Here is a 15,444-nt window from a genome sequence, read left to right on the forward strand (position 1 = left end):
GCCGATGGTACTGCAGGGGGGACCCTGTGGGAGAGTAGGACACCGCCGGACTTCTTCTGTGAAAGAGCCACCCATCGTTGGGTGGCTCTTTTGCGTTAACCGTCGTGCGTGAGCGCGCGGGGGCACGGCCCAGCAGCACGGTGCGAGCCCGCGCGGGGGTCGTGTCGGTGTCCATGATCCCTCAGTGAGGCGCCCGTAGCACGGTGCAGACGTGGCTGGTGGGGCTCAAGTGAGTGAGATCGCTGAGAAACACGCCAAAACCCGCGAAATGACGCGGTTTTGTCGGCTGTGGTTGGTACATTCGAGGCGGTCGTTCGACCGACGGGGGAACCTCCCCCGCACTCAACACGATGCGACGGACCGTCGTCGCTGGAGGATGACATGGCTGACAAGTCCATCACCAAGACCGAGCTCGTCGCGAGCATCGCTTCCGCAACCGGCGAGAGCCAGGCGACCGTTTCGCGCGTCCTCGACTCGCTCTTCGGCACCGTCTCCGACGCCGTCGCCAAGGGCAGCAAGGTCTCGATCCCGGGCTGGATCTCGTTCGAGCAGGTGGCCACCGCCGCCCGCACCGGCCGCAACCCGCAGACCGGCGCCGAGATCAAGATCCCCGCTGGCAAGCGCGTCAAGGTGACCGCCGGCTCCAAGCTGAAGGCTGCTGTCAAGTAAGACTGCACAGCGCGCAGGAAGGCCGTCCCCTCGGGGGCGGCCTTCCTGCGTCCCGCGTAGGCTGGAGGGGTGAAGTCATACCGCCTCGCGGGCCTCGCGATCCTGATCGCCAGCGCGGCCGCCGGGCTGCTGGTGGCCCTCGTCGTGGGCGGGGGCGCCATCCCGCCCAAGCTCCTCGACCCGGGTCCCGTGGTCATGTGGGGGCTCCCCGCGGTCAAGATGGTCGCCAACCTCTCCGGTGCTGCCATGCTCGGCTCACTGGTGCTGGCGCTGTTCGGTCTGCGCAGCGGGGAGCGGCACTTCGACATCGCCCTGGACACGGCATCCATCGGCGCCGCCGTCTTCACCGTGACCTCCGCGATGGCTGCGGGCATGACCCTGCTGGCGGCCTTCAACCCCAAGCTCTCCGTTGACAGCACCTTCGGCGAGCAGCTCGGCACATTCCTGCTCACCCTGCCACTCGGCCAGGCCTGGCTCATCACCGTGCTCATGGGCGCGGTCATCACGCTGATGGCATTCGGGTGGCGCAGCTGGACGGGCACCCTCATCACGGCCGGGCTCGCCGCGGCATCCTTCCTCCCGCTGGCCACGCAGGGCCACTCCGGCGACGTCGCCGGCCACACCACCGCTGTCAACGCCATCCTGCTGCACACCCTCGGCGCGGCGGTCTGGATCGGCGGGCTCCTGCTGCTGATCGTCCTGCGCGGCTCGAACGCCGCCAAGAAGACGGGCCGGCAGGGCACGCCGGCCAGGGTCTCGAAGAGGGATGCCCTCGACCTGCCGCTGCTGGTGAGCCGGTACTCCACGCTTGCCCTGGCGGCCTTCGTGGTGGTGGCCGTGTCCGGCGTCGCACGCACCGTCGTCGCGCTCGGCTCCTGGAGCGAGCTGCTCGCGCCCTACGGGCTGATCGTGGTCGGCAAGGCCATCCTGCTGATGGGGCTCGGCCTGTTCGGTGCCTGGTACCGCCGCCGCATCATCCCCGCCCTCGACGGCGAGAACGAGAAGCGCTCGTTCTGGACACTGATCCTCGGCGAACTGATGCTGATGGGGCTGGCATCCGGCGCGGCGGCCGCACTGGCTCGCACGCCCCCGCCGATCGGCGAGATCCCGCCGGTCAACCCGACCGCGGCGCAGCGACTCACCGACTCCCCGCTGCCGCCCGAGCTCACGCTCGACCGCTGGTTCACCGGATACGACCTGGACATCCTGTGGCTGGTCGCCGTCGGCTTCGGCGTGATCTTCTACGTCGTGGGGGTGGTGCGGCTGCGCCGTCGCGGCGACGCGTGGCCGATCCACCGCACGATCTTCTGGGTGTCGGGGCTGCTGCTGCTGGCGTGGGTGACGTCCGGACCGCTCAACGAGTACCAGGAGTACCTGTTCAGCGTGCACATGGCCGAGCACATGATCCTCACCATGGCCATCCCGCTGCTGCTGGTGAGCGGCGCTCCCATCACTCTGGCGCTGCGCGCCATCCACAAGCGCGACGACGGCACGCGCGGAGGCCGCGAGTGGATCATGTGGGCCGTGCACACACCCTTCTCGCGCGTGATCACGCATCCGATCGTCGCTGCGGCGATCTTCATCGTCTCGCTGTGGGCCTTCTACTTCACCGACCTGCTGCGCTGGTCGATGTACGACCACCTCGGGCACGAGTGGATGATCATCCACTTCCTGATCTCGGGCTATCTGTTCGTGATGTCGCTGATCGGCATCGATCCGGTCCCGTACCGCCTGCCGTACGCGGGCCGGCTGATCACACTCATCGCCGTGATGGCCATGCACTCGTTCTTCGGCATGGCGATCATGATGCAGAACGGCCTGTTCGTCGCGGAGTGGTTCGGGTCGATGGGCCGCACCTGGGGGCCGTCTCCGCTGGACGACCAGTACATCGGCGGTGGCATCGCGTGGTCGGTGGGCGAGATCCCCACGCTGATCCTGGCGACCATCGTCGGCATCCAGTGGTCCCGCTCCGACGACAAGCTGCAGCGCCGCCGGGATCGGGCGGCCGACCGCGACGGCGACGCCGAGCTCGAGGAGTACAACGCCAGGCTCGCGAAGCTGGCGGAGCACGACCGAGAGGCCGAGTCCGCGCACTGACGCCCGTGCAGCGGGTCAGTCGGTGTCGACGTCGGGGGAGCCGACGCGAATGGATGCCGTGCCGTCCGGCTGGATGGTGATCGTGCCGTCCACCTGGAACGGCACGTCCTCCGACACCTTGCGCACCGAGCCGTCGAAGACCGACTTGATCGACACGTCGATGTGGGCGACGGCATCCGCCGCCGGGATCCGCCAGCTCGCGCCGTCGGGCTCGATGGTCACCACAGGCTGCTGTGCGATCGACCACTTCGGCACCGTGCCGTCGGCGATGCGGTTCTGCACCTCGAGTCCGAACGGGCAGGCCGTGGGCAGCAGCACCTCCTGCGTGGCGCACGCGGTGAGGAACTCGTCGACCTTCTGCTGCACGAGGGCGCTGAACTTCTTGGTCGGCTGCGCCTGCACGTCCACCGGGGTGCGCGCCAGCGCCTCGTCTGCCAGCACCCGCACACCGGGGGTGGCGGAGATCGCCGTGTCCACGCTCACCGAGTACACCCCGGGCGTGAACACCAGCAGGTGCAGGGGATCCAGCGGCTTCGCCTCTGCTCCCTGCGGCGAGACCTGGCCGCGCTGCAGGGCGAACCCGTTCACGCTGAACGAGTCGGAGCCGCGCACGGTCAGCTCGATCTCGGCGAGCGGGCTGCGCTCGAACCGCCAGTTCGGCACCACGCCGGCCCAGCCGTCCTGCACGACGCGGAATGTCGTGGTGCCGCGCACCCCTCCGGCGCGGTATTCCGCCTTGACGCTGTACTCGTCGCCGCTGCGCTTCTCCGAGGCGATCGAGTAGTCGGTCAGCGGCGCCAGCGCGGCAGTGCGCAGCAGCGCCTCGGATGCCGTCGCGTCGATGCCGGTGTCCTTCGCCGTCGCCAGGTGGAGCGGGACCCCCGGCACCCGCAGCGCGTCGGCAGCGCGGCCGGCGGAGAGCAGATCCAGATAGCGCTGCACGAAGGCGGACGGGCTGTACACCTGCTGGTACAGCGACATGCCGCCCGCGCCGAGGGCGGCGATCAGCAGCACTCCGACCAGGCCGAGGATGGTCAGGTCGGAGCGGAGCGTGGACCGCCGCCGTGAGACCCCCCGCCCCTGCATCATGCCGACAAGTCTAGGGATCGGGACTGGGATGGCGCCGAGCGGCGGCACCGCGGCGCCAGTCCGCTTAACATGGGGTGCGTGCCCGTGACCCTCTCCGATGAACAGCAGGCGCTGTTCCGCCTGATCGAGGACACCGACGAGCACGTGTTCATCACGGGTCGCGCCGGCACCGGCAAGTCCACCCTGCTGCAGCACTTCGCCTGGAACACCCAGAAGCAGATCGCGATCTGCGCGCCCACAGGCGTGGCGGCGCTGAACGTGGAGGGTCAGACCATCCACTCGCTGTTCCGGCTGCCGATCGGGCTCATCGCCGAGAGCGAGATCGAGCAGTCGGATGCCACACGGCGCATCCTCAACGCCATCCAGACGCTGGTGATCGACGAGATCTCGATGGTCAACGCCGATCTGATGGACGCCATCGACCGCTCGCTGCGGCAGGCCAGGGGCAAGCGCGGGCTGCCGTTCGGCGGCGTGCAGGTGGTCATGTTCGGCGACCCGTACCAGCTGGCGCCCGTGCCGCCCCGAGGCGACGAGCTGCGCTACATCCAGGATCACTACCGCTCCTTCTGGTTCTTCGACGCGAAGGTGTGGACCGGGGGGCTGGCCGACGGCGGAGGGATGCTGGACCTCGGCTCCCACGGCGCCCGGCTGCACGTGCACGAGCTCGTGCACATCCACCGGCAGTCCGACGACGGCTTCAAGGCCATGCTGAACGCCGTGCGATACGGGCGGGTGACCAAGGAGATCGCCGACGTGCTCAACGCTCAGGGCGCCCGGAAGCCCCCGGAACCCGAACCCGGCGAGGTTCCCGTCATCACCCTCGCCACGCGCAACGACATCGTGAACAGCATCAACAGCCGGCACCTGGCCGCACTCCCGGGCCGCGAGCAGACCGCGCACGCCGAGGTGAACGGGGATTTCGGCCGCGGCACGAGCAACTATCCGGCCGACGCCGAGCTGAAGCTGAAGGTCGGCGCGCAGGTGATGTTCCTGCGCAACGACGTGAACATGCAGGGCGAGCCCCCGCGCTGGGTGAACGGCTCGATCGGCACGGTCACCCGCATCCTCGGCGGCACCGTGCGCGTGGACATCGACGGAGACGAGTTCGACGTGGAGCCGGCCGTGTGGGAGCGGCTGCGCTACGCCTACAACCCCGGCACGAAGACGCTCTCGCGGGAGGTGGTGGCGGAGTTCACGCAGTTCCCGCTGCGGCTGGCATGGGCGGTCACCATCCACAAGTCGCAGGGCAAGACCTACGACCAGGCCGTCATCGATCTGGGCTCCGGGGCGTTCGCCCCCGGGCAGACGTACGTCGCGCTGTCCAGGCTCACCGCGCTGGACGGCCTCTACCTGACGCGGCCGCTGCGGCCGTCCGACATCCGCGTCGATGAAGACGTGCGGCGGTTCATGCGCGAGGCGTGGGAGGCCAGACAGGCCGAGAAGGCTCAGGCCGTGGAGGGCTGAGCCGGAAGGTTCCCAGCATCCGCACTCTAGACTCGGAGGGTCCGCCTCAGGGAGAGTCGATTCATGCATCTTCGTTCGTCGCGCCGTCTGCGCGCAGCCGTCGTCGGCGCGACCGCGCTGATCGTGGCACTCACCGGCTGCACATCATCCGCCCCCGAGTTCACATATGACCCTCCGCAGCAGGTCAACGGGCAGCTTCCCGACGACCTGACCGCGCAGATGCAGGCCGCCGTCGAGCAGGCCATCACGGCCACAGGGGCTTCCGGCGCCATCGTGGGCGTCTGGGTGCCATGGAGCGGCGAGTGGGTCACCGGCTTCGGCACGCAGGCCAAGGGCGATGACACCAAGGTCACCAAGGACATGTCGTTCCGCATCGCCGACGTGACGCGGATGATGACCTGCGACGTGCTGTACGGCATGGCCGACGACGGCAAGGTGAAGCTGGACGCGCCCGTCACGAAGTACGTGTCGGGGGTCGCCGATCTCAGCGACATCACGCTGCTCGACCTGTGCAACGGCACCAGCGGCGTGGGCTCGTCCGAGGCCGCGGTCAAGCCGTACCTGCTGAACACCCCCGACCGCGTGTGGGCGCCACTGCAGCTGGCGAGCTTCGGCCTGGGGCAGCAGCGCGGCCCCGCGCACACCGCGTACCGCGATTCGGATGCCGGGTACCTGATGCTGGGGATGGCGCTGGAGCGCATCTCCGGCGAGTCCGCATCGCAGCTGATCAGCCAGTACGTGACGACGCCGCTGGGCCTGAAGTCCACGTCGCTGCCGGGTGCCGCCGGCGCCGTGCCCAAGCCTGCTCCGGCGCTGAAGGGCGCCTATCTGCCGCTCGCCGAGGACGGCACCTACGACTGCGCCAAGCCCGTCGACATCACCGAGAGCTCGGCGAGCATCGGCTACACGGACTCCGGTGTCGTCTCCACGATCACCGACCTCGGGCGGTACGCGCAGGCCGAGGCTCGTCAGGCGCTGCGCGCCAAGGATGCCAAGCCCGCCCGCTTCGCGTCGCCCCTGCCCGCAGCACCCGGCGCTCCGGCCTGGTACCAGGCCACCGGCGGCGCGTACCTGGTCGGCTCGATGATCGGGCAGCACGGCTGGGTGCCCGGCTACGCGACGTCGGCGTACTCCGACCCTGCGACGGGCTTCACGGTGGCCGTCACGCTCAACGATTCCAGCGCCGGCAGCGCTCCGGCCGCGTACCTCGCATGGGAGCTCGCGGCGATCGCGTCGAAGGCGCCGGCAGCCAAGGGGCAGACCGCGCCGCAGTTCGGCCTGCCGTTCACGGCAGAGCAGTATGCGCAGCAGATGGCGAATGCCGCGATCTGCCAGCCACCCGCGCAGTGACGCCCAGCGCGTGAAAGGATGGAGGGGTGCGCCCCTCCCGGAGAACCCCGCTGCTGCGCGGGTTCATCGCTGCCGGCGTCGCGACGTTCGTCGCGCTGGCATCGCACGTCTTCTCCGGCGGCGGGATGCCCGGGATGCTGGGCATCGCCGTGCCGTGGCTGCTGTCGCTGATGGTCTGCACGCTGCTGGCCGGACGCCGGCTCTCGCTGCTGCGCCTGGGCGCCTCGGTGCTGGTCTCGCAGCTGCTCTTCCACGGCCTGTTCGTGCTGGGCTCGATCACGCCGCGCGGCGTGATCGCCCCTCATGTGCACGAGGCCCTGCCGATCGTGCTCTCCGACACACCCGTACTCGTGCCGCAGGATGCCGGGATGTGGATCGGGCACGGCATCGCCGCGATCGTCACCATCAGCCTGCTGCACCGCGGCGAGCTCGCCCTGCACGCGCTGCTGGCCGTCGCACGCGCCGTGGCCGCATGGTTCTCCCGGGCCGTCCCAGTGTTGCTCCCCGCGCTCGAGGCCGAACCCGTCAGCATCCGTTGGGCGATGACCCCCGCGCCGCGCAGGCGCGAGTCGCACCTCTCCGCGCTGCGATGGCGAGGACCTCCTCGTCTGGTCTGATCACCTGATGCCGGGTCGCACTCACGATCCCGGCCATCCGCCGCACCCGCGGCACTCCGGCGTGCACGCGCGCCCACACAGACACAGACGCCGCTCGGCGGCGAAGAGAGGTTTCCCATGTTCCGCATCCGCACAGCCCTGGCAGGGGTCGTCGTGGCCGCTGCCGCCATCCTGATGATCGCCGCTCCGGCATCCGCCCACGACCAACTCGTCTCCAGCACACCCGCTGCGGGATCGGAGGTGACCACCGTTCCCGAGCAGGTGGTGCTGACGTTCTCGAACAACGTGCTGTCGCTCTCCGACAACAGCGGCACGGCCATGACCGTCGTCGGCGCCGACGGGACGGACTGGGTCGGCGGTGATCCGGCGATCCTGGCCGACACGGTGACCGTGCCCCTCAAGCCCGGGATGCCGAACGGCGCCTACGACGTGACCTGGAAGATCGTCTCCGCCGACGGGCATCCCACCTCGGGTGAGTTCTCGTTCACACTGGCGGCGCCCGAACCGGCGCCGACGGCGAGCACCGCGCCGAGCGCGAGCGCATCGCCCAGCGCGACCCCGTCGCAGATCCCCGCCCCCGCGCCCTCGGAGACCAGCGCGCTGCAGTGGCCGCTGCTGATCGGGCTGGGCGTCGTGCTGCTGATCGCGATCATTCTGGTGATCGTGTTCGCCTCGCGCAAGAAGCGCTGACGCCGGCATCCGCTCCTCCCGGCCGGCGGCTGGTACCGTCGGGCCGGGAGGTGCCGCATGGCCATCATCGACAACGGGATCTACGTGGACGGCGTCCGCACCGAGAACCCGGCCAGCCTGAACGAGACGTTCGAGCTGATGCGCTCCCGCGGCGGCATGGGGTGGATCGGCCTGTATCGGCCCGGCGAGCCGGAGCTGCAGGAGGTGGCCACCGAGTTCGGGCTGCACGAGCTGGCCGTGGAGGATGCTCTCGCCGGTCATCAGCGGCCCAAGATCGAGCAGTACGGCGAGCACCTGTTCGTCGTGCTGCGCCCTGCCCGGTATCTGGATGCCGAGGAGGAGGTCGAGTTCGGCGAGGTGCACGTCTTCGTCGGACCGGACTTCGTCGTCACCGTCCGGCACGCCGAGGCGCCGAACCTCGGCCGGGTGCGGCACCGCCTCGAGTCCGATCCCGAACTGCTGGCCCGCGGGCCGGAGGCCGTGCTGTACGCCATCCTCGACGAGGTCGTGGACCAGTACGCGCCGGTGCTGGCGGGGCTGGAGAACGACATCGACGAGATCGAGAGCCAGCTGTTCGTGGAGGATGTCGACGCGACGCAGCGCATCTACGAGCTCGGTCGCGAGGTCATCGACTTCCAACGCGCCGTGCAGCCGCTGACCGCGATGGTGGAGGCGCTGCTGCACGGCGGGAAGAGGCCCGCCGTGGACGAGGAGCTGCAGCGGCACCTGCGTGACGTGCACGACCACACGATCCGCATCGCCGAGCGTGCGGCGAGCTTCCGCACCATCCTCGACAACGCCCTGACCGTGGCGTCCACGATCGTCGCGCGCCGGCAGAACGACGAGATGAAGCGGATGACCGAGGAGAGCGTCCGCCAGGGCGATCAGATGAAGAAGATCTCCAGCTGGGCGGCCATCCTGTTCGCGCCGACGCTGATCGGCGCCATCTACGGCATGAACTTCCGCGTCATGCCCGAGCTGCACTGGACGTTCGGGTACCCCATGGCGATCCTGGGGATGGTCGCGTTCGGCGGGGTGCTGTACGCGGTGTTCAAGCGCAAGGGATGGCTGTAGTCAGGCGCCGATCGCGTCGGTCACGGCGATGGTGGCCAGCGAGGTGAGCGTCACGAGGATCCACAGCATCCCGCCCAGCGCCAGCGGACGCCAGCCGGCGCGGCGCAGCGCGGGGATGTCGGTGGACAGGCCGATGCCGGCCAGTGCCATGGCGATGAGGAACACGCTGGCGTGCACGAGGAACTCGCGCGGGCCGGGTGGGATGGCGCCCAGCGAGTTGATGATGGCCACGATCACGAAACCGATCAGGAACCACGGCACGAGCTTCGCGATGCGGCGGCCGGTCAGACGCTGGCCGGCGGCATCCCTCTTCGCCTCATAGACCGACAGGCCGATGCTGATCGGGATGATCATCAGGGTGCGCACGAGCTTGACCACCACCGCGTAGCCGAGGGCCGCGGTGCTGAACACGCCGGCGGCGGCCACCACCGAGCTGGTGTCGTTGACGGCTGTTCCCGCGAACAGGCCGAACGTGTGCGGGTCCATCGCGAGCGCGTGGCCGATCAGCGGGAAGATCAGCACGGCGAGGATGTTGAACAGGAAGATCGTGGAGACGGCGTAGGCGATCTCGGCGCTGGCCGCGCCGATCACCGGCGAGACGGCGGCGATCGCGGATGCCCCGCAGATGCCCGTCCCCACGCCGATCAGCGTCGTCAGCCGGCGCTCGGTGCGCAGCATCCGCCCCAGCAGCCAGGCACCGACCAGGCACACGGTGAGGGTGGTGAGCATGATCGGCAGCGACTCCAGGCCGACCTTCGCGATGGCGCCGATCGAGAGCTGCACGCCCAGCACCACCACCGCCAGCTGCAGCAGGAACTTGCCGGAGTAGGCGATGCCGGGCTGGATGCGGGTGTTCAGCTGCTCGCGGCCGGCCATGATGCGCGGGCGCACCAGCGAGAGCAGCACGCCGATGATGATGGCCGGCACCGCCGAGCCCAGCACGGGGAGGACCGCGCCGATGCCGGTGGAGACCAGGGCGATGGCGGCGGTGATGATCACTCCGGGGAGCACGTCGCCGCCTCGGCGGGTGAGCCGGGTGGGCAGGGTCTGGACGGGGGAGAGCTGCATTGTTCCAGCCTGTCCTATGGCTGGCATGCGCGGTACCGGTCTATCGTCGATAGGGGTACAGGACTGGATTGTGGGTGTGTGAGTGCGCGATGTCCCGGAACTGGATGCGCTCGAATTGCTCGTAGCCGCCGTACGCTACGGCTCGATCTCGGCCGCGGCGCGCGAGTGTGGCGTCTCGCAGCAGTCCGCCTCGGTGCGACTGCGGGGTGTCGAGCGGCAGCTCGGCATGGAACTCTTCCTGCGCTCGCCGTCGGGCGTCTCGCCCACTCCTGAAGGTGAGACGGTCGCATCCTGGGCATCGGACGTGCTCGCCGGGGCTGCGCGGTTCAAAGTCGGCATCGAGACTCTGCGCGACGAGCGTCGTCGTGAGCTGACCGTTGCCGCGAGTCAGACTGTCGCCGCCCACATGGTGCCGACGTGGCTCGTGGCGCTTCGCGAGCGGCAGATCCAGGAGGGGCTGGCGCCCACCGCTGTGCGCTTGATCACCGGGAACAGCGTCGAGGTGGCCGAGATGATCCGCAGCGGCACCGCGGATCTCGGCTTCATCGAATCGTCGTCGATCCCTGCTGGACTGTCGCACAGCACCGTAGGGGTGGATGCCCTTGCACTCGTCGTCGCGCCGGGCCATCCCTGGGCAGGACGCGACGGTGTCGGCTCCGCCGAAGTGGCCGAAACCGGCCTGGTCGCGCGGGAGGCTGGGAGTGGCACACGTCGTACTTGGGAGGATGCTGCGCGCGCAACGCTCGGCCGCGACGTGACCCCGCCCGTCGTCGTGCTCCCCACCTCGGCCGCTGTAAGGCTGGCCGTCGCGGAAGGGATCGCGCCTGCAATGCTGTCGAGGCTGGCAGTCGCGGATGACATCCGGCTCGGTCGTCTGGTCGAGGTTCCGATCGAGGGGCCAGCCGTGGAGCGGGCGATCACCGCACTGTGGCGTGGCGGCTCCCGCGACCTGGGGCTGACGAGTCGCGAGCTAGTGGAAGTGGCGGCGTCGCGAGGAGGAGGCCGGTTAGAGACCACTTCACTGCGGCTGGTGCCGAGACGTACTTGACCACCACCTCACGGCCGCCTACCGTGTCGGATAAGCAACATTGAATGTTGAGAAATCAACATCATGCGCCTTGATGCGCGTATGATCCCGAAGCCGGGTATCCACCGGAGAAGGAGCGGGCCGTGGTGGGAATCGCCGCCGACATCGTCTGCGAACTGCGCGGTCGAGGAGTCGGAAACGTCTCGGTCAGCGACATCGACCGGGCCATGTACTCGTCCGACGCCTCGCTGTTCCGCGTCGTCCCCCAGGTGGTCGTGCGTGCGCGGCACGTCGACGAACTGCACGCTGTGCACGAGGTCTCCCGACTGCTCGGTGTGCCGCTGACGATGCGCGGCTCGGGCACCTCGATCGCGGGGAACGCCGTCGGCGCGGGTATCGTCGTCGACACGCGTGCGATCTCCCGCGTGCTGGAGGTCGATCCCGACGCGCGAACGGCCGTCGTCGAGCCGGGTGTCGTCCATGCTGATCTGCAGCGCGCGGCGGCCCCGCACGGACTGCGGTTCGGGCCGGACCCGTCGTCGCACACCCGCGCGACGATCGGCGGGATGATCGGCAACAACGCCTGCGGGTCGCGTGCGCTCGGCTACGGGCGCACGGTCGACAACGTCGAGGACCTCGAGGTGATCTGGGGTTCGGACGCCGCCCCGCAGGAGATCACGGGGCGGCTGACGGCGCTCGCCGACCAGAACCTCGCCGTGCTGCGCACGCAGTTCGGCAGATTCGGGCGGCAGGTCTCGGGCTACTCCCTGGAGCATCTGCTCCCCGAGCGGCGCAGCATCCCGAGATTCCTCGTCGGAACCGAGGGGACCCTGGCGACAGTGACCCGCGCGACCGTGCGTCTGGTGTCCGCGCCCGCCACCCGTGTGCTCGTCGCGCTCGGCTACCCCGACATGGCGCATGCGGCGGACGTCGTCCCGCAGATCCGCAGCGCCGTCGCACCCCACGAAGGACCGGAGCTGAAGCTCACGGCGCTCGAGGGCATGGACTCCCGCATCCTCGATCTCGTGCGGAGTCAGGGGGTGATCGTCCCGGAGCTGCCGCGCGGCAGCGGCTGGCTGTTCGCCGAACTCGGCGGCGATCCGGGGGCGGTGGACGCGGCCGCCCTCCGCGTCATCCGAGCCTCGGACTGTCTCGCGTCCCGGATCGTCACCGCGACCTCCGAGCAGGACGTGCTCTGGCGCATCCGTGAGGACGGCGGCGGCCTCGCGGGGCGCTCCCTCGCGACGCCCGCCTACTCCGGCTGGGAGGATTCCGCCGTGCCGCCCGAGCACCTCGGCGCGTGGCTGCGGGAGTTCGAGGAGCTGCTGGTCGCGCACGGACTGCAGGGCATACCGTACGGGCATTTCGGCGACGGGTGCATCCACGTGCGGATCGACTTCCCGTTCCACGCCGGTGCTCCGGCATCCGCCGGTGTGTTCCGCGACTTCATGCATGCCGCCGCGGCCGCGCTGCGGAAGTACGGCGGGACCATCTCCGGCGAGCACGGCGACGGACGCACCCGGTCGGAGCTGCTGCCCTACATGTACGACCCCGCCGCGCTGAGCCTGTTCGGCGAGGTCAAACGCATCTGCGACCCCCGCGGACTGATGAACCCCGAAGTCATCGCCGACGCATCCGGCCAGGGCGTGGCCGACATCACCCACGATCTGCGCGCCGTCCGGCCGCGTGCCAGGCCGCGCACGGCGCTGAGGCTGCTGCACGACGACGGCGACCTGGGCGCAGCGGTGCACCGCTGCACAGGCGTGGGCAAGTGCGTCGCGCCGCATCCCGCCGGGGTGATGTGCCCGTCGTATCAGGCGACCAAGAACGAGAAGGACTCCACGCGCGGGCGCGCCCGCGTACTGCAGGAGGCGCTCGACGGCGGGTTGCTGCGCGGCGGGCTGGCCGATGACGCGGTGACTGAGGCGCTGGACCTGTGCCTGGCGTGCAAGGGGTGCGCCACAGACTGTCCGACCGGGGTCGACATGGCCGCGTACAAGTCGGAGGCGCTGCATCAGAAGCACGATGTCGGTGGCATCCGGCGCCCTCGCACGCACATCACTCTCGGTCGTCTGCCGTTCTGGGCGCGGCTGGCCGCGCCGTTCGCCGCCCTGGCGAACGCCGGCGCGCGCATCCCTCCGCTGGCGGCGTTCGGCAAGTGGGTCGTCGGGATCGATCGGCGGCGCTCGATCCCGACGTTCGCCACCCGCACGCTGCGGGGGACCGACGCGGCGTCGGCGACCGATGCGGGGCAACCGGATGTCTGGATCTGGGCCGACTCGTTCACGGATCACTTCTTCCCGCGTTCCGGTGTGGCGGCGCTGGAGTACCTGCGGGCGCACGGAGTCGATGCCCGGGTGATCCAGGACGACGCGTGCTGCGGCCTGACCTGGATCACGACCGGTCAGCTGGATCGTGCCAGGCCCATGGTCGAGCGCACCGTCGAGCGGCTCGCGGCCTATGTCGATTCGGGGGTGCCCGTGCTCGGTCTGGAGCCGTCCTGCACGGCGACGCTGCGTTCGGACGTGCTGGAGCTGATCGACTCGGACCGCGCCAGACGGGTGGCGGAGGGTGTGCTCACCTTCGCGGAGCTGGTCGGCCGGCTGACGCTCCCCGTCCCTGATCTCACGGGGGTCGAGGTGGTGGCGCAGCCGCACTGCCACCAGAACGCGGTCCTCGGCTGGAGCGCGGACGAGGATCTGCTGCGCGGGGCCGGCGCCACCGTCACCCGGGTCGACGGCTGCTGCGGGCTGGCGGGCAACTTCGGCGTCGAGAAGGGACACTACGAGGTGAGCGTCGCGGTAGCCGAGACGCACCTGCTGCCGAGCCTTCGCGAGCACCCGGATGCCGTTGTCCTGGCGGACGGGATGAGCTGCCGGATCCAGGTGGGCGACCTGACCGGTCGTCCGACCATGCATCTCGCGGAGCTGCTCGCGTCGCGTCGGTGAGCTGTCGCGCGGCCGGTCCGGCCGGCGAAGGCGGGCCTGGTCGGCGGATGCCGGGAGTGCTACGCTCCCAAATTGGATTTAAAACCTAAAAATTGGAGGATTCACGATGTCGTCACGATTCAGCTATTTCAGCTCCCTGACCTGCAGTCGGACGGGTCGGGTCTACGACCCCACCAGGCCGCAGAACCTCTCCGATGCGGGTGCGACCCTGTTCGCCCGCTACGACCTCGACGCTGTGCGCGAGCACGTGAACCCCGACATCATCGCCCGGCGTGAACCCGATCTGTGGCGCTATCACGAGCTGCTGCCGGTGCAGGACGCCGATGCCGTCCGCGGATTCGGGGAGGGCATGACCCCACTCATCGATCTGCCGGCCCTCGGGCGCCGGCTGGGGCTGTCGCGCCTGAAGTTCAAGGACGAGTCCGCGCTTCCGACCGGCACCTTCAAAGCCCGCGGCGCTGCCGTCGGTGTCGCGCGAGCCGCGGAACTGGGTATCACCCGCATCGCGATGCCGACCAACGGCAATGCCGGGGCGGCCTGGGCGAGCTACAGCGCACGCTACGGCATCGACCTCACCGCGATCCAACCGATCGACGCGCCCCGCATCAACCGGTCCGAGTCCTCATTCGCGGGCGCTGACATCTCGCTCATCGACGGGCTCATCTCGGATGCCGGCCGGGCTGTCGCCGAACTGGTGAAGAAGGGCGATCACTTCGACGTCTCCACCCTCAAGGAGCCCTACCGCGTGGAGGGCAAGAAGACCATGGGGCTGGAGATCGCCGAGCAGCTGGGCTGGCGCGTCCCCGACGTGATCCTGTATCCCACCGGGGGCGGGGTGGGCCTGATCGGCATCCACAAGGCACTACTCGAGCTGCAGGAGCTGGGGTGGATCCCGGCGGGGCGGATGCCGCGGCTGGTGAGCGTGCAGGCGTCCGGCTGCGACCCCATCGTGCGGGCGTTCGAGTCCGGCGCGGAGAACGTCGAGGCCCTGAGCGACACGTCGACCATCGCCTTCGGCGTGAACGTCCCGTCGCCGACGCTGGGGGCGCCGAGCGTGCTGAACGCCGTGCGCAGCACGGGCGGCGTCGCGGTGCGGGTCAGCGACGAGGACACCATGGCCGCGCTGCACGCGATCGCGGAGGATGAGGGCATCCTGCCGTGCCCGGAGGGCGCCACGACCGTGGCGGCGGCGGGCGCGCTGCGACGCTCCGGCTGGATCGCTGAGGATGACGAGGTGGTGCTGCTGAACACCGGCGCTGGCAACAAGTACGGCGACGTGCTCGGGGTGACGCTGCCCGTTCTCGACCGCTCGGGGGCGCCGACCGGCACGTCGCTCTAGGCCGCGTCTAGA

At 69.7% G+C, this 15,444-nt stretch carries 12 protein-coding genes; 10 read left to right on the top strand and 2 right to left on the bottom strand.

The annotated features are described in order from the left end of the window. The first annotated feature begins 381 nt into the window (after positions 1 to 381). Positions 382 to 669: an HU family DNA-binding protein gene (locus tag Q0568_RS01760; RefSeq protein WP_285638350.1), complete on the top strand. Its 288-nt coding sequence runs from the start codon at positions 382 to 384 to the stop codon at positions 667 to 669. A 69-nt stretch (positions 670 to 738) separates the two neighbouring features. After that, entirely contained in the window at positions 739 to 2,766 is a 2,028-nt protein-coding gene (locus Q0568_RS01765) for a cytochrome c oxidase assembly protein (protein WP_298861262.1), read from the top strand. 15 nt (positions 2,767 to 2,781) lie between these two features. On the opposite strand, the gene Q0568_RS01770 is transcribed toward Q0568_RS01765, so the two are convergent. After that, entirely contained in the window at positions 2,782 to 3,855 is a 1,074-nt protein-coding gene (locus tag Q0568_RS01770) for a hypothetical protein (RefSeq protein WP_298861265.1), read from the bottom strand. 69 nt (positions 3,856 to 3,924) lie between these two features. Here Q0568_RS01770 and Q0568_RS01775 point away from each other — a divergent pair, with 69 nt between their 5' ends. The 5 genes from Q0568_RS01775 to corA all read left to right on the top strand — a co-directional run bounded on the left by Q0568_RS01775 (position 3,925) and on the right by corA (position 9,050). Beyond that, on the top strand, positions 3,925 to 5,319 hold the full coding sequence (locus tag Q0568_RS01775; RefSeq protein ID WP_298861268.1) for an AAA family ATPase: 1,395 nt from the start codon (positions 3,925 to 3,927) through the stop codon (positions 5,317 to 5,319). A 63-nt stretch (positions 5,320 to 5,382) separates the two neighbouring features. Then, complete coding sequence (locus tag Q0568_RS01780; RefSeq protein WP_298861271.1) at positions 5,383 to 6,669, top strand: serine hydrolase; 1,287 nt, start codon at positions 5,383 to 5,385, stop codon at positions 6,667 to 6,669. Positions 6,670 to 6,695: 26 nt separating this feature from the next. Further along, positions 6,696 to 7,286 carry a hypothetical protein gene (locus tag Q0568_RS01785; protein ID WP_298861274.1) on the top strand — a complete coding sequence of 197 codons (591 nt, stop codon included), beginning with the start codon at positions 6,696 to 6,698 and terminating at the stop codon, positions 7,284 to 7,286. Between the two features lie 117 nt (positions 7,287 to 7,403). Next, a complete protein-coding gene (locus Q0568_RS01790; RefSeq protein ID WP_298861278.1) occupies positions 7,404 to 7,976 on the top strand; it encodes a copper resistance CopC family protein in 573 nt (190 codons plus the stop codon). Positions 7,977 to 8,033: 57 nt separating this feature from the next. Further along, complete coding sequence (corA, locus tag Q0568_RS01795) at positions 8,034 to 9,050, top strand: magnesium/cobalt transporter CorA (protein WP_298861281.1); 1,017 nt, start codon at positions 8,034 to 8,036, stop codon at positions 9,048 to 9,050. Here corA and Q0568_RS01800 read toward each other — a convergent pair whose 3' ends face one another. Continuing rightward, a complete protein-coding gene (locus tag Q0568_RS01800; RefSeq protein ID WP_298861284.1) occupies positions 9,051 to 10,118 on the bottom strand; it encodes a putative sulfate exporter family transporter in 1,068 nt (355 codons plus the stop codon). An 82-nt stretch (positions 10,119 to 10,200) separates the two neighbouring features. Here Q0568_RS01800 and Q0568_RS01805 point away from each other — a divergent pair, with 82 nt between their 5' ends. The 3 genes from Q0568_RS01805 (at position 10,201) to Q0568_RS01815 (ending at position 15,432) form a co-directional block, all read left to right on the top strand. Then, positions 10,201 to 11,166, top strand: coding sequence for a LysR family transcriptional regulator (locus Q0568_RS01805; RefSeq protein ID WP_298861287.1), 966 nt, complete (start codon positions 10,201 to 10,203; stop codon positions 11,164 to 11,166). 122 nt (positions 11,167 to 11,288) lie between these two features. Further along, on the top strand, positions 11,289 to 14,093 hold the full coding sequence (locus tag Q0568_RS01810; protein ID WP_298861290.1) for an FAD-binding and (Fe-S)-binding domain-containing protein: 2,805 nt from the start codon (positions 11,289 to 11,291) through the stop codon (positions 14,091 to 14,093). Between the two features lie 106 nt (positions 14,094 to 14,199). Continuing rightward, positions 14,200 to 15,432, top strand: a complete 1,233-nt coding sequence (locus Q0568_RS01815) for a threonine synthase (protein WP_298861293.1) — start codon at positions 14,200 to 14,202, stop codon at positions 15,430 to 15,432. Positions 15,433 to 15,444: the final 12 nt, after the last annotated feature.

This window comes from uncultured Microbacterium sp., assembly GCF_937927635.1.
GTDB lineage: Bacteria > Actinomycetota > Actinomycetes > Actinomycetales > Microbacteriaceae > Microbacterium.